This is a genomic window from Lacticaseibacillus zeae DSM 20178 = KCTC 3804, from assembly GCF_000260435.1.
Classification (GTDB): domain Bacteria; phylum Bacillota; class Bacilli; order Lactobacillales; family Lactobacillaceae; genus Lacticaseibacillus; species Lacticaseibacillus zeae.
The window spans coordinates 1-22695 of sequence record NZ_BACQ01000026.1 but is presented as its reverse complement, the minus strand read 5'-3'; the positions used below and the strand labels follow the sequence as shown (position 1 = coordinate 22695).

Annotated in this window: 23 protein-coding genes and 1 pseudogene; 13 read left to right on the top strand and 11 right to left on the bottom strand. The window is 48.6% G+C overall.

Translation table 11 applies throughout. The features are described 5' to 3' along the window. Positions 1-69: 69 nt before the first annotated feature. Positions 70-1398, bottom strand: coding sequence for a metallophosphoesterase (locus tag GSO_RS04650; protein WP_010489537.1), 1329 nt, complete (start codon positions 1396-1398; stop codon positions 70-72). A gap of 202 nt (positions 1399-1600) precedes the next feature. On the opposite strand from GSO_RS04650, the gene GSO_RS04645 reads away from it, so the two are divergent. From GSO_RS04645 to GSO_RS04635, 3 genes are all read left to right on the top strand, one after another. After that, entirely contained in the window at positions 1601-1867 is a 267-nt protein-coding gene (locus tag GSO_RS04645; RefSeq protein ID WP_010489536.1) for an ACT domain-containing protein, read from the top strand. A gap of 32 nt (positions 1868-1899) precedes the next feature. Then, positions 1900-3243 carry a PFL family protein gene (locus GSO_RS04640; protein WP_010489535.1) on the top strand — a complete coding sequence of 448 codons (1344 nt, stop codon included), beginning with the start codon at positions 1900-1902 and terminating at the stop codon, positions 3241-3243. A 139-nt stretch (positions 3244-3382) separates the two neighbouring features. Continuing rightward, complete coding sequence (locus tag GSO_RS04635; RefSeq protein WP_010489534.1) at positions 3383-4450, top strand: competence protein CoiA; 1068 nt, start codon at positions 3383-3385, stop codon at positions 4448-4450. A 292-nt stretch (positions 4451-4742) separates the two neighbouring features. Here GSO_RS04635 and GSO_RS04625 read toward each other — a convergent pair whose 3' ends face one another. Next, on the bottom strand, positions 4743-5378 hold the full coding sequence (locus GSO_RS04625; protein ID WP_010489533.1) for a DsbA family protein: 636 nt from the start codon (positions 5376-5378) through the stop codon (positions 4743-4745). A 69-nt stretch (positions 5379-5447) separates the two neighbouring features. Further along, on the bottom strand, positions 5448-6041 hold the full coding sequence (locus tag GSO_RS04620; RefSeq protein WP_010489531.1) for a CYTH domain-containing protein: 594 nt from the start codon (positions 6039-6041) through the stop codon (positions 5448-5450). Between the two features lie 162 nt (positions 6042-6203). Between GSO_RS04620 and yjbM the strand changes: the two genes are divergently transcribed. Genes yjbM through GSO_RS04605 form a run of 3 tightly spaced genes read left to right on the top strand, consistent with a single transcriptional unit; the run spans position 6204 to position 8582 of the window. Beyond that, on the top strand, positions 6204-6881 hold the full coding sequence (gene yjbM / locus GSO_RS04615; RefSeq protein ID WP_010489529.1) for a GTP diphosphokinase: 678 nt from the start codon (positions 6204-6206) through the stop codon (positions 6879-6881). 1 nt (position 6882) lies between these two features. After that, complete coding sequence (locus tag GSO_RS04610) at positions 6883-7680, top strand: NAD kinase (protein WP_010489527.1); 798 nt, start codon at positions 6883-6885, stop codon at positions 7678-7680. After that, positions 7680-8582 (top strand): RluA family pseudouridine synthase, encoded by a 903-nt coding sequence (locus GSO_RS04605; RefSeq protein ID WP_010489525.1) that lies wholly within the window; start codon positions 7680-7682, stop codon positions 8580-8582. The genes GSO_RS04610 and GSO_RS04605 overlap by 1 nt, the downstream gene beginning before the upstream one ends. A 113-nt stretch (positions 8583-8695) precedes the next feature. Here the strand turns inward: GSO_RS04605 and GSO_RS04600 are convergent, their stop codons facing one another. From GSO_RS04600 to GSO_RS04585, 5 genes and pseudogenes are all read right to left on the bottom strand, one after another. Beyond that, positions 8696-9754, bottom strand: a complete 1059-nt coding sequence (locus tag GSO_RS04600) for an FAD:protein FMN transferase (protein WP_010489523.1) — start codon at positions 9752-9754, stop codon at positions 8696-8698. Positions 9755-9972: 218 nt separating this feature from the next. Beyond that, on the bottom strand, positions 9973-10608 hold the full coding sequence (locus GSO_RS04595) for a copper homeostasis protein CutC (protein ID WP_010489521.1): 636 nt from the start codon (positions 10606-10608) through the stop codon (positions 9973-9975). A 20-nt stretch (positions 10609-10628) separates the two neighbouring features. Then, positions 10629-11447, bottom strand: a complete 819-nt coding sequence (locus GSO_RS04590; protein WP_010489519.1) for an undecaprenyl-diphosphate phosphatase — start codon at positions 11445-11447, stop codon at positions 10629-10631. Positions 11448-11642: 195 nt separating this feature from the next. Further along, positions 11643-11878 (bottom strand): annotated as a pseudogene (locus GSO_RS18655) (hypothetical protein). A gap of 165 nt (positions 11879-12043) precedes the next feature. Continuing rightward, positions 12044-13084: a lactonase family protein gene (locus GSO_RS04585; RefSeq protein ID WP_010489515.1), complete on the bottom strand. Its 1041-nt coding sequence runs from the start codon at positions 13082-13084 to the stop codon at positions 12044-12046. A 270-nt stretch (positions 13085-13354) separates the two neighbouring features. Between GSO_RS04585 and GSO_RS04580 the strand changes: the two genes are divergently transcribed. Then, a complete protein-coding gene (locus tag GSO_RS04580) occupies positions 13355-13729 on the top strand; it encodes a PTS glucitol/sorbitol transporter subunit IIA (RefSeq protein WP_010489512.1) in 375 nt (124 codons plus the stop codon). Between the two features lie 94 nt (positions 13730-13823). Here GSO_RS04580 and rpsN read toward each other — a convergent pair whose 3' ends face one another. From rpsN to GSO_RS04565, 3 genes are all read right to left on the bottom strand, one after another. Continuing rightward, positions 13824-14093 (bottom strand): 30S ribosomal protein S14, encoded by a 270-nt coding sequence (rpsN, locus tag GSO_RS04575; protein WP_003564153.1) that lies wholly within the window; start codon positions 14091-14093, stop codon positions 13824-13826. Between the two features lie 116 nt (positions 14094-14209). Next, a complete protein-coding gene (locus GSO_RS04570) occupies positions 14210-15187 on the bottom strand; it encodes a GMP reductase (protein ID WP_044112599.1) in 978 nt (325 codons plus the stop codon). Between the two features lie 194 nt (positions 15188-15381). After that, on the bottom strand, positions 15382-16329 hold the full coding sequence (locus GSO_RS04565) for a magnesium transporter CorA family protein (protein ID WP_010489474.1): 948 nt from the start codon (positions 16327-16329) through the stop codon (positions 15382-15384). A gap of 66 nt (positions 16330-16395) precedes the next feature. On the opposite strand from GSO_RS04565, the gene GSO_RS04560 reads away from it, so the two are divergent. From GSO_RS04560 to yfmH, 6 genes are all read left to right on the top strand, one after another. Next, positions 16396-17238 carry a methyltransferase domain-containing protein gene (locus GSO_RS04560; RefSeq protein ID WP_010489473.1) on the top strand — a complete coding sequence of 281 codons (843 nt, stop codon included), beginning with the start codon at positions 16396-16398 and terminating at the stop codon, positions 17236-17238. Between the two features lie 338 nt (positions 17239-17576). Continuing rightward, positions 17577-18086 carry a tRNA (uridine(34)/cytosine(34)/5-carboxymethylaminomethyluridine(34)-2'-O)-methyltransferase TrmL gene (gene trmL / locus GSO_RS04555; RefSeq protein WP_010489472.1) on the top strand — a complete coding sequence of 170 codons (510 nt, stop codon included), beginning with the start codon at positions 17577-17579 and terminating at the stop codon, positions 18084-18086. A 22-nt stretch (positions 18087-18108) separates the two neighbouring features. Next, positions 18109-18516, top strand: a complete 408-nt coding sequence (locus GSO_RS04550; RefSeq protein WP_010489470.1) for a DUF1149 family protein — start codon at positions 18109-18111, stop codon at positions 18514-18516. Between the two features lie 106 nt (positions 18517-18622). Then, the gene (locus GSO_RS04545) at positions 18623-20941 is read left to right on the top strand and encodes an FtsK/SpoIIIE family DNA translocase (RefSeq protein WP_010489468.1); all 2319 of its coding nucleotides are present in this window, start codon (positions 18623-18625) and stop codon (positions 20939-20941) included. 8 nt (positions 20942-20949) lie between these two features. Next, positions 20950-22212 carry an EF-P 5-aminopentanol modification-associated protein YfmF gene (gene yfmF / locus GSO_RS04540; protein WP_010489466.1) on the top strand — a complete coding sequence of 421 codons (1263 nt, stop codon included), beginning with the start codon at positions 20950-20952 and terminating at the stop codon, positions 22210-22212. Beyond that, positions 22209-22695: EF-P 5-aminopentanol modification-associated protein YfmH (gene yfmH / locus GSO_RS04535; protein WP_010489464.1), on the top strand; the 487-nt coding region annotated here is incomplete at its 3' end. The genes yfmF and yfmH, both read left to right, overlap by 4 nt.

The following is a 22695-nucleotide window of genomic DNA, read 5'->3' as shown; positions in this document are numbered from 1 at the left end:
AGAGTAACGCTTTTGGCGTTGACGCTAAGGCCTGCTTTTTACAAAATGAAACATTGCCGATAAACAATATTAGGGATGTTTGATGACAAGATGCTGATCGTTTAGATTGTGATCCTGCACAATGGTTTTAAGATAACGACGCAACATCGGCGAGCGTTCGAGGACAGCCCACCCCGGATCGGCATGAAGACGCTTGAGTTCAGCTTTGTTCGGGTGATCATCACCTGTGAAAAAGCGCCAGTTAAGGATCCCCATCAGTCTGGCCGCCGCATCCAAATCGTGTTCATTGGTCACACCGTTGTCCATCAAATCACCATATGCCAAACCTTCACCATCTTGAAGGAAGAGACGTTTTAAGTATCGTTGATAATGCAATAAATCAGGATTTTTTCGTTGCGCAGACGTCAGGTAAGGCGTTAGATTCGTAGCTTTTTTCTGATAAGTAATTTTATTCGGACTGAAACTGACAATGCCATAACTTGCCGGGCTGACTGAAAAGGCACCGCTGACCACCTCAATCGTTGGGCATTGACCAGTGGGATCACGACTGATGTCCTGGGCGTGGATATGACCGGAAAACAAGATTGGAACATGATATTTGGTCAGTAACTTCTTTAACGCATCACTATCGTCTAAAACATAGCCCTCATTCACAGCTTCATTGTGGTTATAAAGGTTGTGATGCATGAAAACAATTGACTTGCGATGGGCATGAGCCCCGATGGCAAGCTGTTGGCGAACCCAACTCAACGTTTGCGGCGAGAGTTTGCCACCTGTGTTAGGCGGGCGATTGGATGGCTCAATCGTGTAAATATTGCTGTCGAGTAGCAATAACTGGTATTGGTGGTTCAGATTCACGCGATAGCTCAGACTGTTCGGATCCTGCGCTGCCGCCTGTGCGTAACTGGTATGAAAAATTTGCCGCCAGTCGTTAGGGCTGATTTGCTCGGTCATCAGCTGTTGCTTGCCTTTGTATGCACGCGCCCAGCCGTCGTAAATGTCATGGTTACCGGGAATGATCAAAACCTTAGTCCCGTTATCGACAAGTGGCTGTAAGCGCCGCATCAAGCTTTCCGTGCTGGCTTTTTCACCATTAAACGTCACGTCACCGGTGATGACCACAGCTGTTGGCCGCGCCTTAAGCGCACTTTGCACCAGGGCATGAACGGCTACCGGTTGATAATCCATGTCCTTACCGGCAGCGGATTTCTTGATTTCAGTGTAAGCGGTGCGCTCATCGTGCAAACTGGGCGCGATGAAATGGGTATCGCTCAGCACCCAAATGTTGGCGCGAGTATCACTGGTTAAAGGTGCATTGTGATCGGGATGCACCTGACTTAACGCGAATGCGAATAGCACCATGCCAAGCAGTGCCGCAAAATATTTAACGACTTTCATTTTCTGCCTCCACGATTTAGTTTATCACGGCATTGGTTCAGTGCTGACTTGAATCATAAGATAGTTTGATTGGGAAAATAATTTACCGATGCTAAGGTCTAAGTATTTGAAGATCTCTCCAAGTTGCGAGGCGGATTATGGTAAAATGAGACATCATTTTAAGCATCAATCAAAATAAAGCTTTTTAGAGAGAGGACAAATCATGCAAGTCATCGTAACCGTTATTGGAACTGATAAAGTCGGGATCATTGCCCAAGTGACAACGGCATTGGCCGACTTGAACGTCAATATTTTGGATGTGTCACAAACCATCATGCGAGGCGCTTTTACCATGATGCTACTTGCCAAGATCCCGGATGATGCCAGCTTTAAGTCTGTTAAGCAGCATCTGACGGCTTTAGGCGACAAGATCGGTGTGGAGATTAAAGTTTCCCGCCAAGAAATTTTTGATGCCATGCATCGGCTTTAATCACCACCAATTAGATCAATGAGGGAGTAATCATGGAAACGCAACAGATTAAAGAAACAATTGAAATGATCAGCGAGGAAAACCTGGATATTCGTACCATCACGATGGGAATTTCCTTGCTGGATTGTGTGACCGGCGATTTACAGACAACGGCCGATCACGTTTATGCCAAAATCATGCGCAAAGCTGCCAAACTTGTTCCGGTTGCGGAGGCCATTAGTGATGAGTACGGCATTCCGATTGTCAATAAACGTATCAGCGTGACACCGGTCAGTCTATTGGCAGGTGCTGACCCAACGTTGGATTTTCGTCCGGTTGCCAAGGCAATGGATCGGGCAGCGAAAGACCTGGGCGTCGACTTAATCGGCGGCTATTCGGCTTTGGTTCAAAATGGCAGTACAGATGCGGAAGTCGCTTTGATGAAAAGTTTGCCAGAGGTGCTGGCAACGACAGAACGGGTTTGTGCCTCGGTCAATATTGGCAGCACTCGCAGTGGCTTGAACATGGATGCCGTGAAGCTAATGGGTACGGTGGTCAAGCAGGTCGCCGCTCGTAAGCCACAGAATGCGATGAAACTGGTGATCTTCTGTAATGCCGTTGAAGATAATCCGTTTATGGCCGGTGCTTTCTGGGGTGTTTCTGAAGGTGACGTGGCGATTAATACCGGTGTTTCCGGGCCCGGGGTTGTGCAACGAGCGTTAGCAGCCGAACCAAATACCAGCTTTGAAGGCGTCTGTGAAACCATTAAACAGACCGCGTTTAAAGTTTCACGAATGGGACAATTTGTGGGTAAGGTGGCAGCTGAACGGCTAAAAGTACCGTTTAATATTGTTGACCTAAGTCTCGCACCAACCCCAGCTCAAGGCGATTCGGTGGCCCAGATTTTAGAGACGATGGGCCTCAGTCATGTTGGCACACCGGGAACAACGGCAGCCCTCGCCCTGCTTAATGATGCCGTGAAAAAAGGCGGCATTATGGCAGCAGAACGGGTCGGCGGTTTGTCAGGCGCCTTTATTCCAGTATCCGAAGACGCAAACATGATTACGGCCGCAGCTAACGGCCAGATCAGTTTGGAAAAGTTGGAAGCAATGACGGCCGTTTGCTCGGTCGGACTGGATATGGTGGCAGTTCCGGGTGATACACCGGATACCACGATTAGCGGCATGATTGCCGACGAGGCGGCGATTGGCATGATTAACAATAAAACCACGGCGGTTCGCCTCATTCCTGTACCAGGTAAACACGTAGGCGAACAGGTAGAATTCGGCGGACTTTTCGGTACGGCTCCGATCATGGCAGTCAATGACGGCGATGCCACTCAGTTCATCAACCGCGGCGGGCGGATTCCGGCGCCGATTCATAGTTTTAAAAATTAATTCGGCTGGCTTTTTCAGTTTTGTATAGAGAGTTTACTTTTTCGATAGCTAGTCATCAAAATGTCTTGTCCAACCGCTGATTAGCGGAAGGACAAGGCATTTTTGATTGTTGGCGTAATCTGTAGACGAGGTGAAAATGATGTTTGTAGCGTTAGACGAGAACAATCGCCGCATCACATTAACCAGTCATCGCCAGGCGCGTCAATTGGCTGGCGGTCGCTTTCATTGTCCGCTTTGCCAACAACGGGTGTTCATCAAAAATGGCGTTGTACTGCCGGCGCACTTTGCCCATCGTCAGCGGCCAATTGGTGAAGGCGAACCGGAAAGCGCTGAACATCTGGCCGGGAAAAGCTGGTTGGCAACCTGGCTGCGTCAGCATGAGCGACCGGCAACATTAGAATACTATGATGCCGCGATCCGCCAGCGTGCCGATATTCTGATTCACCAACAACCACCTAAAGTGTTGGAATTTCAGGCAAGCCCGTTGAGTATTCCTGATTTAAAGAAGCGGACGACGATGTATCATCGCCGTGGCTGGCAAGTGAGTTGGATCTTAGGACGTCGGTACCACGATTCACAAGGGAAAAGACAAGCCCGCAAATTCTTGACGCTGGAAAATGATCGGTTAACGTTGTGGTACTTAAACGTAAAGATTGGGACTTTATCGCGGTTACAGCTAAAAGACAAAGGTCGGCTTTGGACGCACTATGCGCACGACAACTCGCCAAGCCAACAATGGCAGTCCGAATCAGTTGATGGCTATCGTCAGGCCAGACAAATTGCTTTAAGCTTGCAGAAGCGCGCTCGGCCATGGATGCGTCTCCAAGCATTGGCATATGAAAGACGGCATAATTTGCAAGGTGCTCCCTGGGTGGTTCATAACCAACCGCATCCGCTGCGGCATTTTGGCGTTCCAGAATTACGGTTGCGGATTCAGTGGCTACTGATATTTGAAGGTCGGAGCTTCACAGCAGCGCAAAGCCAGCGTTTCTGGGTAAGCGCGTTACCAGATGTTTGGACGCCTTTGTTACCAGTGGGGACGCTTGCCAAGGTGCTTGCTGACCATTGGCTGGCGTTAATCAAAGATGCTGGCCTCATCGGCTTTGATGGTTCGCGTTATCGGTGGCGTCAATTGCCACAATGGTTTGCGGATATTGATCGGAAATTGGTCAACATAACACGCTCATCAGAGAAAGATTGTGGATGAAGGATTCAGCGTTTAATGGTTAAAGTCTTTGTGCGCGACGGCCTAAACTTAGCCTGACTCAACGCACGCCGTAACACGTTCGCTGGAGTAAAAGAGCCTTACACTCCAGCTTCTAAACGGGCTGGCTCACGCTCATATAAAAAGGACCTTGCATGATCGCAAAGTCCCAAGTACACCATAGAACTATTCAGCTAAACTGTTTGCTGCCAGATGAAACCGATCAGCTAAGCAACCTGCCAGTTATCAAGCCAGGTCGCTTAATCGTGAAGGTGGGTGACGACGTTAGAGGCGTTTAAAAGAATCGAAAATGACCGCCCATATTCTCCGGTTGTTCAGTGAAGAATCGGGCCGGATCTGTTCTGATGAGGTCACAAAGTTGCGGAATGAGATTGGCATCACTGATTTGCTCGATTAAGATAGCATGACCGTCATCAACGGCGCGGTCTGTGTCCACAATGACAAGGGAAGGGGTCTGCGTAATACCCATCTGGTTGGCAGTACGCTGATCGGAATCAAACCCCATTTTGACTTCGGTGCGCTGCCGATCCTCGTAAAACATTTCATGATCTAAATGACATTTCGTCAGCATTTTGGCAACGAAGGCGGCATCGTATTGATACTGAACCAGTGGCGCGTGTTGTTGTAATCGCAACAGCAACATGCGCGCCTTCTTATTGCCTTGGTACTGGGCCGCTTTATAATCCAATGCGAGGTTATAAGCGGCACGCAACAATTGATTTCGTTTGGCAAGGCTGTGAACGTTTAATTGTTCGTACTGCATGAATTGTTCAATAATGTCCAGATTGAGAACCGGAACAAAATGAACTTTTACCTCTTGTTGGAATTTATCCAGTTGGTGTAGCAGCTTTTGTTCTGTACTCAGACAGATACTGCCAATCGGATTGAAAAAAAGAAAAATTTCTAACACGGTCTTGGCCTCCAATGTGCTGGCAACAAATTTCTACACTTACTTTATCAGAAATCGCGCAAGTAACAATTATTTAGCTTGTGAATCATGCACATGCTCATATGCACGTTGTACTTTATTGATGACAGGTTGTTTTTTTATGTGAAAATTCTGTAGCAAGTTATCGTAGAATTTTTTGGCTTCATCTAGGTTTTGATACTCCATTTCCAATTCAAAATCGGAAGTTTGGTCGATATAAAAGGTCTGATCGAGTGTTAACAAGCCAGCCGGCAGATGGGCGAGTCGTCTGGTTGTTTTGGCTTGTGTTTGCGGATGGACGCTTGCCGGGTCAATGTGGCGGGCTGCCAATGCTTGGGTGACCTGGCCGGGCTTAAGATCACCCCGTTCAATTAAATTTTGCGCTTCCATCGATGTGAGCGGATCGGTAATTTCCTGAAGATCACGATGCTGACTGTCGTTGGGAACCTTCAGCGTTTGCTCGGCATGGTCGGCAAACTGGCGAATCCGCAAGCCAAGACGTGCCGCTTTGACAGCACCGTCAGCTGTGTCATAATAGGTGTTCATTTGGGAAAAAGCCGGGTCAAACTCAAAATGATTCAAAATCGCCAGAAATGCGGTTTTGGTTAAACAAGTTTTAAATTCCTGTTCGCGGGAAATAGCCATGGGTTGCCTCCAAACGCAACGGCACCGGTTACATGCCAAAAATATGATAGAATGGTGGTCGTGAGTGCTGTCGGCAACTATCAACAAGTCAAACAATTAAGCTTTGACTTGTTAGCTGACAAACATACCACATTATTAGAGTTTAGTATGGGAGGGCCAGTAATGCAAAGAGACTGGGACAGTTTCTTAATGCCATATGAACAAGCGGTCGGGGAATTAAAGATTAAATTTCGTGGCATGCGTAAACAATTTCAACAGGCCAATGAGCATACACCCATTGAATTCGTGACGGGACGGGTTAAACCGGTCAGTTCGATTATTGAGAAGCAGAGTCGTCGGTTCATTAGCGATGAGCTTTTGGAACAGGATATGCAAGACATTGCTGGTCTGCGAATTATGTGCCAATTTGTGGAAGACATTTATCAGGTGGTCGATCTGCTTCGTCAACGGACGGATATGAAAATCGTCGAAGAACGGGATTACGTAACCAATGTGAAACCTTCCGGCTACCGCAGCTACCATGTTGTGATTGAGTATCCGGTGCAGCTGATTCACGGCGAAAAAAAGATTCTAGCCGAAGTTCAGATTCGCACCATGTCGATGAATTTTTGGGCAACGATCGAGCACAGCCTGAATTACAAATACAATGGCGAATTTCCGGACACGTTAAAAGCCCGGCTTAAGCGAGCGGCAGAGGCTTCCTTCATGCTTGACAAGGAAATGTCCGATATTCGCGAAGAAATTCAGGAAGCCCAACATTTATTTGTTTATGGTAAGGGACAACAGCCGTATCCCGATACAACTGACGAAAAAAAGCCTGACAGTAAAAAGGATGAATAAGATGCGCGTAACGGTTTTTCATAATAGCATACCTGCCTCCATCACGGCAGCCCAAAAGTTAATTAAGCTGTTAAAAAACGGCCATTTTGAACTGGATGAACGGCACCCTGATGTTGTCATCACAATCGGCGGTGATGGCACGTTGTTGTCGGCCTTTCACCGCTACGCCGACCAACTGGATACCATTCGCTTTATTGGCGTGCATACCGGTCATCTGGGATTTTACACGGACTGGCGTGATTTTGAAATTGAAGACCTTGTCATTGCCTTAAAAGAAGATTCCGGGCAAAGCGTGAGCTATCCGCTTTTGGATGTTCGTGCCATGTATGCGGATGCCACGAGTGCGCATTATTTGGCACTTAATGAATCAACTTTGAAGCGGTTGAATGGTACGATGCGGACAGAAGTTTATATTAAAGGCGATTTCTTCGAGAGTTTTCGAGGCGATGGCTTGTGTGTTTCCACGCCGACCGGTTCGACGGCTTATAGCAAGTCCAACGGCGGTGCCGTCATGCATCCGCGGCTGGACGCGCTTCAGGTGACCGAGATTGCATCGATTAATAATCGGGTATTTCGGACGCTCAGCTCACCGATCATTACGGCGCCTGATGAATGGGTGACACTGGAGCCGACTGGTCGGGATGATTATGTGATGACAGTCGATCAGTTCGTCATCAATCCGCCAACGATCAAACAGATTCGTTATAAGATTGCCAAAGAGCGGATTCATTTTGCCCGTTATCGGCACATGCATTTTTGGGATCGGGTCGAAGATGCTTTTATTGGAGCGAAACATTAATGCGTTTTGAATGGCATTACGAAGGGCCGCCGCTTAAATTGGGGGCTTTTTTAAGACAACAGGGTTTCTCCCGTGCCCAACTCAAAAAGCTCCACTATCAAGGCGGTTTTATTTTTGTGAATAAACGGCAACGCAATACCGCGTATGGGATTCGCACGGGCGACCGAATCCTGGTTCAAACCGCTCCCGAACAGGCGGCTGATAGTGTCGTCCCGTACCCACATGATCTGGCGATTTGTTATGAGGATGATGATTATCTAGTCGTCAACAAACCAGCCGGCGTTGCGTCAATTCCGGCAATCGGTCGTAAAAATGACAGTATGGCTAATATGGTCAAGGCATATTTGATCAAAACCCATGCAGAAAGTCAGGCGGTACACGTTGTCACTAGGTTAGATCGGGATACCAGCGGTTTAATGGTATTTGCCAAGCACAGTCTGGCGCATAGTCTGCTGGATCGGCAACTGCATAGTGAGGCTTTCTTGAAGCAATATGTGGCAATTGTTACCGCTAAGTCGCCGTTGCCTGCCCATGGGTGGATCGTGTTGCCGATTGGGGTGAGCCAAGGCTTTTATATGCGGCGAATCGTGAGCACGACTGGCAAGCCATCCGTGACCGAATATCGAACGCTGGCGCAGACTTCGCAGGCCGCGGCTGTGTTGGTGACGTTGCACACCGGTCGGACACACCAGATTCGGGTGCATTTTGCGGCGATCGGGCACGTGTTGTTTGGCGACGATTTGTACAGCCGACAACCTGTCAGCTTTGAACGGCAGGCGTTGCATTGCGCTCATCTGCGCTTCTGGCAGCCACTGAAAAAGAAATGGCTGGATATACAGGCACCGTTGCCAAAGGATATGGCGGGGCTGGCTGAGCGTTTGCAGTTGCCGCTGCGGGGATGAGTGGACTTTTTGCTGAACTCCGGTTAATAAATTCATCTATTTTCGCATGCAAATACGCCCAAAGTCAGTCTCAAGCGGTGACTGACTTTGGGCGTATTGTATTTAGCGCGAACTTAGAAATTGCCTTTGTGGTAACCCGAATCAGCATCAAATTTAAATTGTTTCTTGAGTCCGTTGGTTAAGTAGATTTTTTTGTCATTGGTGATGAAAATGGCTTGGATGTGCTGACTATTTTTAGCATTCATATACTGCAAGCCATCCTTCAATCCCTTATCAAAAGCGGCATTTGACAGCGCATCACCATCCACGCTTTTTTTGGAAACAATCGTGACTGAAGCTAGATTGTTGTCATAAGGATAGCCGGTTTTAGGATCAAAAAGGTAAATGTATTTGTGGCCGTGGGAAATCAGATATTGCTCGTAGGTACCGGCAGTGACAATCGATTCGTCACTTTCCGGAATGGTGCCAACAGCGGTGCCGCGCGCAGCAGTCGGATCCTGGATGCCCACATGCCAGTCGCGTTTGGCCCCCAGTGGCGAGTGGCCCATGACCACCACGTTACCGCCAAGATCGATAATGGCCGCGGTGACGCCGTCTTTGCGTAACACGTCGCGGACTTTATCAGCCACCCAGCCTTTGGCAATGCCGCCGAAATCAAGGCGCATACCTTTTTTGGTGAGATAGGCGGTGTTGTTCTTTGAATCAAGCTTGACATCGCGCCAGTTAACCAGCGGTAATGCTTGGTCGATCTCGCTTTGCGCTGGTACCCGCGCCCCTGGTAAGCCGATTTGCCACAGATTCGTCACTGCACCGATCGCCATATCAAAACTGCCATTTGAGTTTTTGGAAAAATAATAAGCTTTCTCCAATAGCGGCATGAAGTCTTTTGGCACTTTGACCGGTTTAATGCCGGCATTGTCATTGATTTTATCAAGCACCGAACCACCGCGGGTCAGCGTCGCTTCATCGTCAACATGATGAATCATGGCAAAACCGTCTTTTAATGCTGATTTTTTGCCTTTATCATAAATCGTCAAGGTACAAGTCGTGCCCATCACGAATTCGTTTTGGGTATAAGGCGTTTTGAGGTAAGTCGGCTGGGCCTTTTTCTGGCAGCCGGATAAGGTAAAAAGTCCAAAGAATGCTATTATACCGATAAAAATTTTTCGCATCATGCGTAACCCTCGTTTCATTTTTCCCTCTAGTATCATACCGCGCGTTATCTAAAAAGAAAAACCGGTTTGAGCTAGTCCGAAGCAGTTTATCAATGCCTCAAAAAAATCGGTTCCGAGACGAAAGGCGTGTTGGTGGGCCTTTTGTTCCGAGAACCGATTTTAGTGTAGCTTTATTCAGTCACGTCTAGCACAGGCGGGACGTGAAAGTGATTGATCTAAAATTGAATTAACTTAGTGCCGTGTAACTCCTTAACACCTAACTTGTCGGCAATTGCTGCGGCATTTTGACTGGTGATCCCGCCGCCGGGAAGAATCGTGATTTGATCTGCAGCGTGGGCGATCAGCGTTTGCAGGTGGGGCAAGGTGGCCTCAATCGGCGTTGTGAGTGGTCCGCCGTGCGTTAAAATGCGGTCAACATGATGGGCCGCCAGCCAGTCGATAGCGGCCGGTTGCTGGTCTTCGGGGATGGCATCAAAGGCCATATGGAAAACCACACTCATGCCGGCACTCGCAGCAATCAGACTGGTCATTGCATCTTCGTCAATCAGGCCATCTGCGGTCAAGGCGCCAAAAGCAACACCGTCAACACCGAGTGCCTGGGCTTCAAACAAGTCGGCTTCCATTATCTTTAATTCGGTGTCATTGTAGACAAAGTTTCCGCCCCGTGGCCGAATCATGGTCACCAGGCTGCGACCATGTTCGTGAACATATTTTGCACTTTCCGCCATAACGCCTTTCGAAACCGTTGTGCCGCCCACCGCCAGATTATCGTTAAGTTCGATGCGATCGGCACCAGCAGCTAAGGCTTGGGGAATATGCGTATAATTTTCAACAGCAACTTCTCGTAACATAACATCCTCCTATGGCATAATTAAAGGAACATCACAAGCAACACGATAGCACCGAGCGCGATTCGGTACCAGCCAAAGGGTTTAAAGTCATGTGTCTGGACGAATTTAAGCAGCCACTTGATGGCGACGATGGCAACTAGGAACGAAACAACAGAGCCGGTGAGCAGGACGATCCACTGTTCGCCGGTGAAGCCGTTGCCTTGCCACAAGTACTTGCCGATTTTCAGAATCGATACCCCTACCATGGTCGGAATCGCCAGGAAAAAGGAAAACTCGGTCGCAACATACCGGGATGTACCGATTAATAAGGCTCCCAGGATCGTTGCGCCGGAGCGGGAAGTGCCAGGGACAATTGACAGAACCTGGAAAAGACCGATCAACAGCGCGGTTTGGTAAGTGATGTCAGCCAATGTCGTGATGTGTGACGGTTTATTTTTGAGGTAGTTTTCAACGATGATGAACAAAACCCCGTAGACGATTAAAGTAGTGGCAACGACCAGTGGTGTATGTAAATGTTTATCCATCCAGTCGTTGAGCGGCAGGCCAACAACAACGGAAGGCAAAACCGCGATGATGACTTTTGCCCATAATTGCCAGGTTGCGTTTTGTTCCTTAACGGTTGGCTTAGAAAATGGATTCAGCTTATTGAAATATAATAGAATGACGGCCAAAATCGCACCGAACTGAATGACGTATTCAAACATGTTCATGAATTCGCGTCCCTGGGACAACTTAACGACCTGATCAACCAGGTCAATGTGGCCGGTGGAACTTATCGGGAGAAATTCCGTCAGCCCTTCGACGATCCCGATAATCACGGCCTTAATAATATCAAACATAATAACCCTCCAATTCTCAATGTTAACAGTATACAAGGTTTTTGCCTGCTTGCCACATTGAAGCCGCAATTTATTGGGATCTTACAGAATCCGGCGGCAGTGGTAGGTGGTGTTGTTCGACTGAAAAGAAGGTGGTTGAAGATAGGTACGGCGTGAGTGCCGTTGAAAAAGTTGATCCACGATTCCGTGAGAACATTAACAGTTTAACGACTTCCGAACGATACAGAAAAAGGTCAGACAATAAGTTCGAGGCCGCGCCAAACTCCGCAATCTCCGGCCAGCTGGGGCTGGAACGCTGTGGGCACGACTTCGAACCCGCAAAGCCCGCGGTTTCGAAGCTCGGCCTTGTTGTAGGCGGGGCAAAGAGCGCCCCACCAACAACAATTCCACGGCTGAGCCCCATCTGGCCTACGATTGCTCCGCTTTGGCACTGATATCTTAACATTACTAACGAATTACTCCTGGGAAAGCAAAAAGCAAACGCGCTCACAACAACCGTATGGAGTGCGTTTGCTTTTATATTGTTGTATGAATTATGACTCAGCCACTCATAATATGTGGTAATTAAGCAAGTCCCACGCGAGTTAAAAAATCCACTACTTATCCGCTAAGAACAAGACATTAACAGCTTCCGGTGTTGGAATGTCGCGTTGCTGTTCTGTGAGTGTGCCGGTTTTCGGATCGCGGCTGTATAAGGTTCCGTTGCTGGTATTTTGATTGACGGCAAGGATGTAACGTTCTGTCAGATCGAAATTAAAATCGCGCGGAAAGTCACCAGCTGTGCTGATTTGCTGCAGTTGCGTCAAATTGCGGCCATCGGGGCTGACAGCAAAGACCGTTAAGCTGTTGAAACCGCGGTTAGAGACGTAAAGAAAACGTTGGTCACTGCTGAGGCGAATGGCCGCTGCGCCATTGTGGTCGGTATAGTCGGCCGGGATGGTTGGCAATGTTGTAATAAGCTCAAAGCTGCCGGTAGCGGCGTCGTAGCTTAAAACACTGACTTTGCTGGATAACTCACCAAGCAGATAGGCGATTGGCTGATTGTGATTAAAGGCAATATGCCGCGGGCCAAATCCGGGTTCGGTATGGAAGACGATGGGATCGCTGAGTTTACCGGCATCGCTAACGGCATAGGTCGTCAAGGTGTCGTTACCAAGATCCACAACTGCTAGGCGCTGAAAATCTGGCGTGACTGCCGCAAAGTGGACGTGGGCGCTATCCTGTTCCGGACGGGGGCCGTTGCCTGAATGAACGACCTCATCCGTGGCCGTTAAACTGTGGTCGCGGTTGATTTTATAAACATTAATACGGCCTTCATGGTAGTTGCTGGCATAAACGAGCTGACGATTTTCATCGATGGAAACATGGGCGGGTGATGAGCCGGGTGCCAAAACCCGATTGATCAAGCGGGGAGGATTAGTATTCAGATCATAGCTGGCAACCCCGCCTTGATCACCTTCTGCATCGACGGCATATAAAATATTGTCATCAGACACCGCTAAGTAGGTCGGTGAGCCTAAATCGGAAATCAGTGGGGTAGGCGCGGCCAATTGTCCCTGAGTATCGTCAAAGGTACCTGCGTAGATACCGGCACCGCCATGGCGCGTGTAACCGCCTAATAAGAGTCTTTGCTTCATGAACCGATTGCTCCTTTCGAATTTATGTTGAGTATAGCATGTTTTGACCTTGCTTATGCTATGATATAAAGCGTGACCTGAATGGAAATAACGGGTACCGGGTGTGGCGGCAAGGGTTGATTAGCGTACTTGAGTCGTCAGCGTTATTTCTCCCAGGATGTCAAAATGAGTATTTCACACTTTAAGAACGTGCAAAAATTTATGGCTATTTACCGTGACTGTCATAACGTGCCAGTTCACGCTCAACAATAATGGAAAGCAGGCTTTAATATGCAATTTAAGGCAACAGTAACAGCAATTGGCAAGGATGCCTTGAGCTCAAAAGATCCCATGATTATTTTGTTTGGGCCGCAAGCAACGGACGCATTGCGTGATGTCGCCGTGATCCAGCAATTTGCTGACCCCGCATCGCTTGCACAGTTTTCGATTCAAGCAGGCGACCGGATAACGATTGACGAGACAACCTTTACGATGACCTATGTCGGGCAACTGGCCGTTAGCAATCTGAAAGCAATCGGGCATGTGACCTTATTGTTTCAGGATGTGCCTGCAGATAAGCCGATGCAAAACGCGATTTATCTCAAGCCTACGCACCGGCCGACCTTTAAAGTTGGCACGACCTTGTTGTACGAAACACAGGATTAGCCTAAGCGGTTTCTCCATAACGCACCCATAAAAAAACACCTAGCACGGCTTGCTCCGCCAAGATTTGGGGGACAAGCCAGCTAGGTGTCATTTTTTACCATGATGCCTTGCGAACGCCGGGGATCTGACCTTTATGAGCCAAATCGCGGAAGTTCAAACGCGACATCTTGAATTTACGCATGTAAGCATGTGGCCGACCATCAAGCTCATCACGACTATGGGCACGAACAGGGGACGCATTTCGCGGTAACGCCTGCAATGCGGCATAATTGTGCTCAGCCTTATACTTGGCACGCAGCGGTGCGTATTTGGCAATCGTCGCTTCAATCTTTTTTTCTTTGGCAATCTTTGACTTTTTAGCCATGTATGCTATCACTCCTTGTTTGTGGTTTGTTTTTTAACGGTTATATTCGAACAGTTCAACCCACTTAGCATAGCACAGCCGCAGTCGACTCGCAATACTTACAAAAGGTAAGCTTTTTAGTATTGGTCACCATTAAAAATTGAGTTTTTAACGATCACGTAATCAACTTTGGTTAAGGCTTCAAGGTCGCGACCACCAGCATAGGAAACAGCAGACTGCAGATCTTCCTGCATTTCTTTTAACGTGTCACCGATCTTACCCTTCACCGGCAAAAGAATCTTCTTACCTTCAACGTTATGGTGGGTACCTTTTTGATATTCCGATGCGGAACCGTAATATTCCTGGTATTCTTTGCCATCAATCGTGACGTGTTTGCCCGGTGTTTCTTCATGACCGGCAAACAGGGAGCCGATCATGCACATGGTTGCACCAAACCGAATGGACTTGGCAATATCGCCATTGTTGCGAATGCCGCCGTCAGCGATAATCGGTTTACGGGCGGCTTTTGCGCACCAGCGAACGGCAGCCAGCTGCCAGCCACCGGTCCCAAAACCGGTTTTTAATTTGGTGATGCAGACTTTACCGGGGCCAATCCCGACTTTGGTTGCATCGGCGCCGGCGTTTTCGAGTTCGCGGACAGCTTCGGGCGTACCCACGTTGCCAGCAATCACAAAAGCATTTGGCAGGTAGTGTTTGATATGTTGAATCATGTCAATCACAATTTGGGCATGACCATGGGCAATATCGATGGTGATATAGTCCGGGGTCAATTCATTGGCTGCCAGTGCTTCGATAAAATCAAATTCTTCATCTTTGACGCCGACACTGATCGAAGCAATCAGGCCGCGTTTCTTCATATCGCGGACAAAATCCATGCGCCGCTCCGGTTGAAAGCGGTGCATAATGTAGAAGTAATCGTGTTCGGCCAGCCAGATCGCCAAAGGTTCGTCAATGATGGTCTGCATATTGGCAGGAACAACCGGAATCTTAAAGGTGTGGGGGCCGAATTTCACACTGGTATCAACCTCTTTGCGTGAGCGCACCACACATTTGTTGGGAATCATTTGAATGTCTTCATAATCAAAAATCTGCATGCCGTTGTTCATCGGATTCATCCTTTCGCAAAAGCCGAACATTGTTAAGCATTTTTGGCGTTATTCAAAACACCAAGTGCTAAGATACGCGAATCAAATGTAAAAGTCAATCAAAATAGATCATTTTCTTTTTAATGTTCGGATTTTACACAGAGAAAAAGAAAAGCCGGTGATCCCGGCTAGGTAGGACGCGCTCAAAAGTACTTGTTGCGCCAAAATTGAAAGGCCAGAACAACGGCGAGCGCGATGGAGATGGCGATGGTGATGATCCAACTGACTTTCATATCTGCCAGCGGTAAATGGACGTTCATGCCGTAAAAAGAGAAGACCAGCGTCGGGATTGTCAGCAGAATCGAGTAAGAAGTTAAAAACTTCATGACGCCGTTCATGTTATTGTTGATAATTGACGAGTAGGTATCGGCGGTTTCATTGATGATGGAATTGCTGATTTGCGCCATCTCAACGGCCTGTTGATTTTCGATAAGGGTATCTTCTAAAGAATCCTGATCGTCTTCGTTGAGATTTAATGGGTTGGTTCGTTTGAGTTGTTCCAAAACATTACGATCCGTCCGAAGACTCATCATGAAGTAAACCAAGGAACGTTGGATGCCCATCAACCCATAAAGCTCTTCGTTACGCAGGTTATGCTGAAGTTTACTTTCAATGGCTTCGCGGGCTTTGTTCAAGTCGCGCAGATAAGTCAGGTAACTAATGGAAATTTGATAAAGAATTTGAATGACGGACCGGCTTTGGTGTTCAGGGTTAAAGTTACTGATCTTCCCTTCAGAAAACAGGCTCAGCAACGGAATCGGCTCTTCATTGATCGTGATCACGGCGATGTTGGTGATAATGATGGCTAGCGGACCCGTTTTATAAACGACTTTTTTGCGGGCATCGCGCGTGACGGTGGGCATATCGAAAATAAACAGATGGCTGTCATTGTCCTCGTCGAATTCATAACGGGCACCTTCATCAGGATCAAGTCCGTACAGTAGGAAAGCCTCTGAAAGGTTGGCTTTATCCTGAAGTTGCTGACGCTCTTCCGGTGTGGGATTGACAGCATTAATCCAGACGCCGGGGCGAATACGCGATTGCGGATTCAGCTGACCGGATTTCTCATCAAAGCGATAAATTGAAAGCATGGCACGCTCCTTGGCTTTTTTCTTTTAGTTTACAACAAGCGCTAGTAATGTACAGAAGGGAAAATAATGCGAAAACGTGAAGCAAAAATTCAATTAGCCGCGCAGCAGGAGCCGCTTTTTGCCTGTCCGGTATGCGGCAATGCCATGCGCGTTGAACAGGACTCGTTGGTATGTTCCCAAGCGCACGTCCGCGATTTTAGCCGCAAAGGGACCGTGAACTTTTTAAGCCAGCAAGTCGCAACCGAATATACAGCGACGATGTTGGCAGCTAGACGGCGGATGCTTGCGGCCGGCTTGTTCAAGCCGTTTTTGGATGCCATGGCAGTGCATTTGCAACCGCATCAACGCTTACTGGATGTTGGCTGTGGGGAAGGCACTCCGACAGCTTACTTGGCAGAGCAAAAGCAGCAGGTGGCCGTGGGCTTCGACATCTCGGCGCCCGCGATTAATTTAGCCGGTAGTTTGGCGACGTCGGCTTTATTTGCGGTGGCTGATTTGGCCCATTTGCCGTTTGTCGATGCTGCTTTTGACACGGTGACCGATATTTTTTCGCCTGGCAACTATCAAGAATTTCGCCGGGTGTTGCGGCCGAACGGTCAGTTGTTGAAAATTATTCCGCGCGCTGGGTACCTCAAAGAACTACGGACCGGGTTGTACGCCGGAACCGCCAAGGCAACTTACGACAATCGCCCGGTGCTGGATCGCTTTTTGGCGACTTTTCCCCAAGCAGAGATTCACCCAATTACGTATGACTTTCCGTTAGCAGCTGCTCAGTTTGCTGATTTGTTGACGATGACGCCATTGTCTTGGCAGGCGCCGGCTGAACGTCGCCGCGCGATGCTCGCGAATCCGCTTTCAAGTATTCACATTGAAGTCGATCTGTTAATCGTTGCACATCTTGTCAAGTAAAGGGGTTGAAAACGGGGGTAGCCGGTGTTAATATTATTTTAAGCTATTTATTTCGGGCTTTTATCAGGGCTAGCTTTTGGGTAATTGATAAAAGTTTGCGATAAATTACTTCACTAACGTATCGCTTCGCTGAGTGCGCTCCGAAGCAATGCGTTTTTTTGTTGCCCAAAAACGGACTTGCTCAGAGCTTCTCGTTGTTTTGCCATTTTGGATCATGGAACGACGGAGAAGGCGAGGTCACAAATTGTCGGCGCTGACCACAAAGTTGCGGTGATACGGGCGGACTGTGCGCTGCAAGTGTGCTACACTGAAAGCACTTGTGTTGAAGGGACGATAACATGGCGAATCACATAGTTTTATTTGAACCGCTGATTCCGGCAAATACCGGCAATATTGCGCGGACTTGTGCCGCAACTAATAGTTACTTACATCTCATCAAGCCGTTGGGATTTGAAACCGACGACAAGCACTTGCGTCGCGCTGGCTTGGATTACTGGGCGAAGGTGCGGATTATTTATCACGACAGCCTGGATGATTTTATGAGCACAGTCGCGGATCCGCGGCACCTGTATCTCATCACTAAGTTTGCCGATCAGACATACTCAGATCGCGATTATACCAATGCCGATGTGGATCATTACTTTTTGTTCGGTAAAGAGACCACCGGATTGCCAGAGGGCTTCATGCGGCAACATGCCGACAAGTGCTTGCGGATTCCAATGACGGAAAATGTCCGGGCACTTAACCTGTCAAACTGCGCGGCGCTGGTAGTATATGAGGCGCTGCGGCAGCAACAGTTTGCCGGACTGGAGACCGTTCATACTTACCAACATGATAAACTGAAGTAACTTACCTTTAGGAGGCGCGAAGATGGAAGCAAAACGTTACCCAATTACCGTCGAATCATTTCATTATGATCTCGTTAAATCAGACACCCCGGCTAAGAATGATTTACAGGTTGCGATGCGGCAGATTCAGTGGTCTGATCCCAAAAGACAGGAAGAACTGAAAAAAGGCAATCTTTTTGAGATGATGATCCCGTTTGACGTTGTTCCCGACAATAGCGGTTTTGAAATCTCAGGGAAGATTACCCAGATCGTTCAGGTGATGGACTACTTTGGTGAAGCCAATGAGTTGCCGCAAGAAGAACTGGGTAAGCTTAGCCGGCCGTTAGTTGAAACGATTGAAACGTTAACTTATCAAGTGACAGCGGTCGCTTTGGATCAAGGGGTTAATCTGCAATTCGGAGCCAGCGATGAACAACCCGGCCAGCATTAATGGCATTTGATACTTAAAGAAGCAAAAAAGGCGGCTGCGTGGCTGCCTTTTTTAATTGCGGCTTCAGCTCGTGTATAATAGGCAGGAATGGAAGGAGTATCAACACATGGCACAAAAACGCGGCGGGCGCAGGCGTCCGCGCAAAAAGCGACCAACTAAACAACAGCAGCACACCCTGAGCTGGGTTGGGGCGCTATTTGTGGTGTTTTCAAGCCTGGCGTTTTTCCGTCTGGGAATGGTTGGAACAGTGTTGGCGAATGTTTTTCGGTTAGTTGTCGGCGACAGTTTCCTGGTTGTGAGTGCCGCAACGATTGTGACCGGCATTTGGTTTCTTTTAGCTGACCGCTTACCTAAACTTGCCCGCCATGTGTGGGTAGGACTGGCGATTGTCCTCATTGCCGCGCTGGTTTTGTTGACGTCAACCACGATGGCGACTTTAAATGTTCACAGCCATTATCTTTTGACCACTTGGCGGCTGCTGCAAAATGATTTCGGCCTGATGACGACTGCCTCTCAAGTTGGTGGCGGCTTACTCGGAGCTAGCCTTTTCTCACTGCTAGCGCCATTGTTGAGCAGCCTTGGTGCAACGATTCTGGCCTGGTTTGGCGTTGTCGCTGGCATACTCGTGTTTTTGGGAGTAGGTGCTAACCAGGTTTTTAACTGGTTGCAAGCATTGGGGCAGGCTTGCAAGCGCGGGGTACTTCAAATTCATAGCAGCTTCATTGATTTAAAGAAAGAACGTGCCAAGAAAGCGGCCGCCCGACCGAAAACATCGGCGGCAAAGCCTAAGCCAGTGTCAGTATCGGCTGATACTCAGGCAGAGCCGGCTTCGGAACGGACAGATGATTTTACAATTAACGGACCTGCGCCAGTACCGCCAGCCCCACCAAGCGAGGTGCCGACAAAAGTTGCCTCGCCGAGTTCAGCAGCACCGCATGTTTCATCGGCGATCCAGAAACCCGCCGCTGTTCACGATCCAGATTCAGACATGCCTGCAGCGGATTATCAACTGCCGAGTTTAAACATGCTAACGGCAACGCCGCCGGTTGATCAAAGCGCTGAATATCAGGCGATTAAAACCAATCGAACCAAATTAAAAGATACGTTTGAAAGCTTTGGCGTCAAGGTGGCTGTCAAAAGTGCCACGCTAGGCCCATCAATCACCCAGTACGAGATTCAACCAGCTGTTGGCGTGAAGGTGTCCAAGATAGTGAATTTATCCGATGATCTGGCCTTGGCACTGGCCGCCAAAGACATTCGGATTGAAGCACCGATTCCGGGGAAATCACTGATTGGCATTGAGGTGCCGAATCAGCATATTGCAACAGTCGGCTTTAAAGAAGTGATGGCCGAAACACCAAAAGCACCGGATCATCCCTTGGTTTTGCCGCTTGGCCGCGATGTCAACGGGAAAGTCGTGACGTTTGATCTGACTAAAATGCCGCATTTATTGATTGCCGGGGCAACCGGTTCCGGTAAATCGGTGATGATTAATGTCATTTTGACAAGCATTCTCATGCGAACAAAGCCGACTGATGTCCGTTTAATGTTGATTGATCCTAAGCGCGTTGAGTTGTCGGTTTACAATGGCGTGCCACATCTGTTGACGCCAGTGGTCACTGAAGCTAAAAAAGCGCCGAGTGCGTTGAATAAAATTTTAACGGCTATGGACGAGCGGTATCAACGATTTGCGGCAGCCGGTGTCCGTAACATGAAGGAATTTAATCAAAAAGTCGCAGCTGATCCGGCCAGCGGGCAGACAAAAATGCCGTATATCGTTGTCATTATCGATGAATTGAGCGATTTGATGATGGTTGCCGGTCATGAAATTGAAACCGCGATTGTCCGGCTTGCGCAGATGGCGCGTGCGGCTGGGATTCATGTCATCATTGCGACCCAGCGTCCGTCGGTAGACGTGATCACCGGGCTGATGAAGGCCAACATTCCATCCCGGATTGCGTTTGCCACATCTAGCGGGATTGATTCGCGCACAATTTTGGATAGTAACGGCGCAGAGAAGCTGCTTGGCCGCGGCGACATGCTATTTTCGCCAATCGGGGCGTCAAAACCGTTGCGAATTCAAGGTGCCTTTATTCCATCGATTGATGTGGAGCGGGTCGTTAAGGCGATTACGGATCAGGTCTCACCGGCGTACGTTGAAAGCATGACACCAACGGAAAGTGTTGAAACCGAGCAGCAAGGTGATTCCGAAGACGAGTTATACGATGATGCCAAGGCGTTTGTCATTGCTCAGCAGAGTGCGTCGACATCCATGTTGCAACGGCGTTTTCGTATCGGCTATAATCGCGCGGCGCGACTCATTGATGATCTTGAGGCTAATCAAATCGTTGGCCCAAGCGAAGGCAGCAAGCCCCGAAAAGTTTTTGCGACACCAGAATCGGCAACCAATGCTAATCAGTCATGAGGGAGACTATGCAAAAAGAAATCAAGCCGGGAGTTTGGCTCATTGTTTTGCCAACTACCCAATTCAAAACAACACGTATTAATGTTCAGTTTTTGACGCCATTGCGGCGCGCGACGATCACCAAGCGCACTTTGTTGACCAGTTTATTGGAAACAAACAGTAAACAGTATCCGACGCAAGCGGCGATGGCGGCCCATTTAGAGGCACTGTATGGCGCCAACTTTAGTATCGGCGTGGCGCGGGAAGGCCGATTGCACCGGATCGGCGTCACCATGAGCACTGTCGATGATCGGTTTACGGATCAACCGTTGTTACCGCAAGCAGTCGCCTTTTTGCGGTCGGTTCTTTTTGCACCGAATTTTCACAATGATCAATTCGATCAGGTGACTTTTGATCGGGAAAAAGAGAATCTGGATCACTATCTGGCTAGTTTGGATGATGACCGGCAGACGCAGGCCGCGTTGGGTGTGCAACGCTTGTATTTTGGTGTTGATCCCGATCAAGCCATTCCGAGTTTTGGTACGCGGGAGGATTTAGCTCCGCTGACGGCGGCAGATTTGACGGACTATTATCATCAACTGATGAGTCAGGATCAAGTGATTATCACGGTTCTGGGAGATGTGCAGGAACAACAGGTAGAGGAGCTGTTTGCTGATTGGCCGCTGGCAGCGCGTGCCCGGACGATGCCGACGATTGCCTTTGATTTGCCTCCACACCCTGAAGTGCTGACCCAAACGAAAACCGTTGTGGCACAACAGGCCAAATTTGACCTGGCTTACCATATCACAACGGATTTGATGGGTCCCAAGTATACTGCTGCGTTAGTGGCCGAAGAATTATTTGGCGGATCCAGCCTGTCGCTTTTATTCACCAATGTACGTGAAAAAGCCAGCTTAGCATATTACGCAAGCTCGATGTTAGACGCTTTCCGGGGCCTGATGTTGGTTCAAACCGGGATCGAAGGTAAAGCCCATGATCAAGTGGCCGACTTGATTCAGCAGCAACTGACCGCGGTGGTTAACGGCGACTTTTCCGATAAGCTTTTGCAGTCGGTTAAAGACGGGATTTTGGATCATCAACGGGCAGCGTACGACAGCCCGCGGTTTTTAACCAATCAGGCGCTGTATCAGCTATTGGTGCCAGATGCCCCTCAAGACTTTGAAAGCTTTGCGCGCCGTATTCAGGCGGTGGATCGCCAAGCGGTTCAGGAAGCAGCAGCCGGCATGAAACTTCAAGCCACATATTTTCTGACTGGGGAGGACAGCGAATGAAGACGCAATATTTTAGCGATGTTGATGAAACCTTGGTCACGACAACGCTGCCCAATGGTTTGCGACTCCAGGTCGTACCGCGGCCGGCGTATCACAAAAGTTATGCGATTATGACCACGGACTATGGCGCGATCGATACACGATTTGCCCCAGATGGTAAGAAAATGGTCACTTACCCGGCCGGTATTGCGCATTTTCTAGAGCACAAACTCTTTGAAAAAGAAGACCATGATGCCTTTGATCTTTTTGGTGAGACTGGGGCCTCGGCCAATGCGTTTACCAGCGCAACCAAAACCAGTTTCCTGTTTTCGGCGACGACGCAGTTAACCAAGAATCTGCAGATTTTGCTGGATTTTGTTCAAGAACCGTTCTTTTCCGAAAGTTCGGTCGCCAAAGAACAGGGAATTATCGGCTCGGAAATTCAGATGTATCAAGACGATCCCGGCTGGCGGGTGTATGCCGGGCTGTTGGAAAATCTGGCTC

Coding starts and splice junctions, on each gene's coding strand:
- GSO_RS04635 (WP_010489534.1), top strand. CDS start 3,383: ATGTTTGTAGCGTTAGACGAGAACAATCGCCGCATCACATTAACCAGT.
- GSO_RS04580 (WP_010489512.1), top strand. CDS start 13,355: ATGCAATTTAAGGCAACAGTAACAGCAATTGGCAAGGATGCCTTGAGC.
- yjbM (WP_010489529.1), top strand. CDS start 6,204: ATGCAAAGAGACTGGGACAGTTTCTTAATGCCATATGAACAAGCGGTC.
- GSO_RS04650 (WP_010489537.1), bottom strand. CDS start 1,398: ATGAAAGTCGTTAAATATTTTGCGGCACTGCTTGGCATGGTGCTATTC.
- GSO_RS04620 (WP_010489531.1), bottom strand. CDS start 6,041: ATGGCTATTTCCCGCGAACAGGAATTTAAAACTTGTTTAACCAAAACC.
- GSO_RS04565 (WP_010489474.1), bottom strand. CDS start 16,329: ATGCTTTCAATTTATCGCTTTGATGAGAAATCCGGTCAGCTGAATCCG.
- GSO_RS04585 (WP_010489515.1), bottom strand. CDS start 13,084: ATGAAGCAAAGACTCTTATTAGGCGGTTACACGCGCCATGGCGGTGCC.
- GSO_RS04640 (WP_010489535.1), top strand. CDS start 1,900: ATGGAAACGCAACAGATTAAAGAAACAATTGAAATGATCAGCGAGGAA.
- GSO_RS04600 (WP_010489523.1), bottom strand. CDS start 9,754: ATGCGAAAAATTTTTATCGGTATAATAGCATTCTTTGGACTTTTTACC.
- rpsN (WP_003564153.1), bottom strand. CDS start 14,093: ATGGCTAAAAAGTCAAAGATTGCCAAAGAAAAAAAGATTGAAGCGACG.
- GSO_RS04605 (WP_010489525.1), top strand. CDS start 7,680: ATGCGTTTTGAATGGCATTACGAAGGGCCGCCGCTTAAATTGGGGGCT.
- yfmF (WP_010489466.1), top strand. CDS start 20,950: ATGCAAAAAGAAATCAAGCCGGGAGTTTGGCTCATTGTTTTGCCAACT.
- GSO_RS04550 (WP_010489470.1), top strand. CDS start 18,109: ATGGAAGCAAAACGTTACCCAATTACCGTCGAATCATTTCATTATGAT.
- GSO_RS04570 (WP_044112599.1), bottom strand. CDS start 15,187: ATGCAGATTTTTGATTATGAAGACATTCAAATGATTCCCAACAAATGT.
- GSO_RS04590 (WP_010489519.1), bottom strand. CDS start 11,447: ATGTTTGATATTATTAAGGCCGTGATTATCGGGATCGTCGAAGGGCTG.
- GSO_RS04595 (WP_010489521.1), bottom strand. CDS start 10,608: ATGTTACGAGAAGTTGCTGTTGAAAATTATACGCATATTCCCCAAGCC.
- trmL (WP_010489472.1), top strand. CDS start 17,577: ATGGCGAATCACATAGTTTTATTTGAACCGCTGATTCCGGCAAATACC.
- GSO_RS04610 (WP_010489527.1), top strand. CDS start 6,883: ATGCGCGTAACGGTTTTTCATAATAGCATACCTGCCTCCATCACGGCA.
- GSO_RS04645 (WP_010489536.1), top strand. CDS start 1,601: ATGCAAGTCATCGTAACCGTTATTGGAACTGATAAAGTCGGGATCATT.
- GSO_RS04560 (WP_010489473.1), top strand. CDS start 16,396: ATGCGAAAACGTGAAGCAAAAATTCAATTAGCCGCGCAGCAGGAGCCG.
- GSO_RS04545 (WP_010489468.1), top strand. CDS start 18,623: ATGGCACAAAAACGCGGCGGGCGCAGGCGTCCGCGCAAAAAGCGACCA.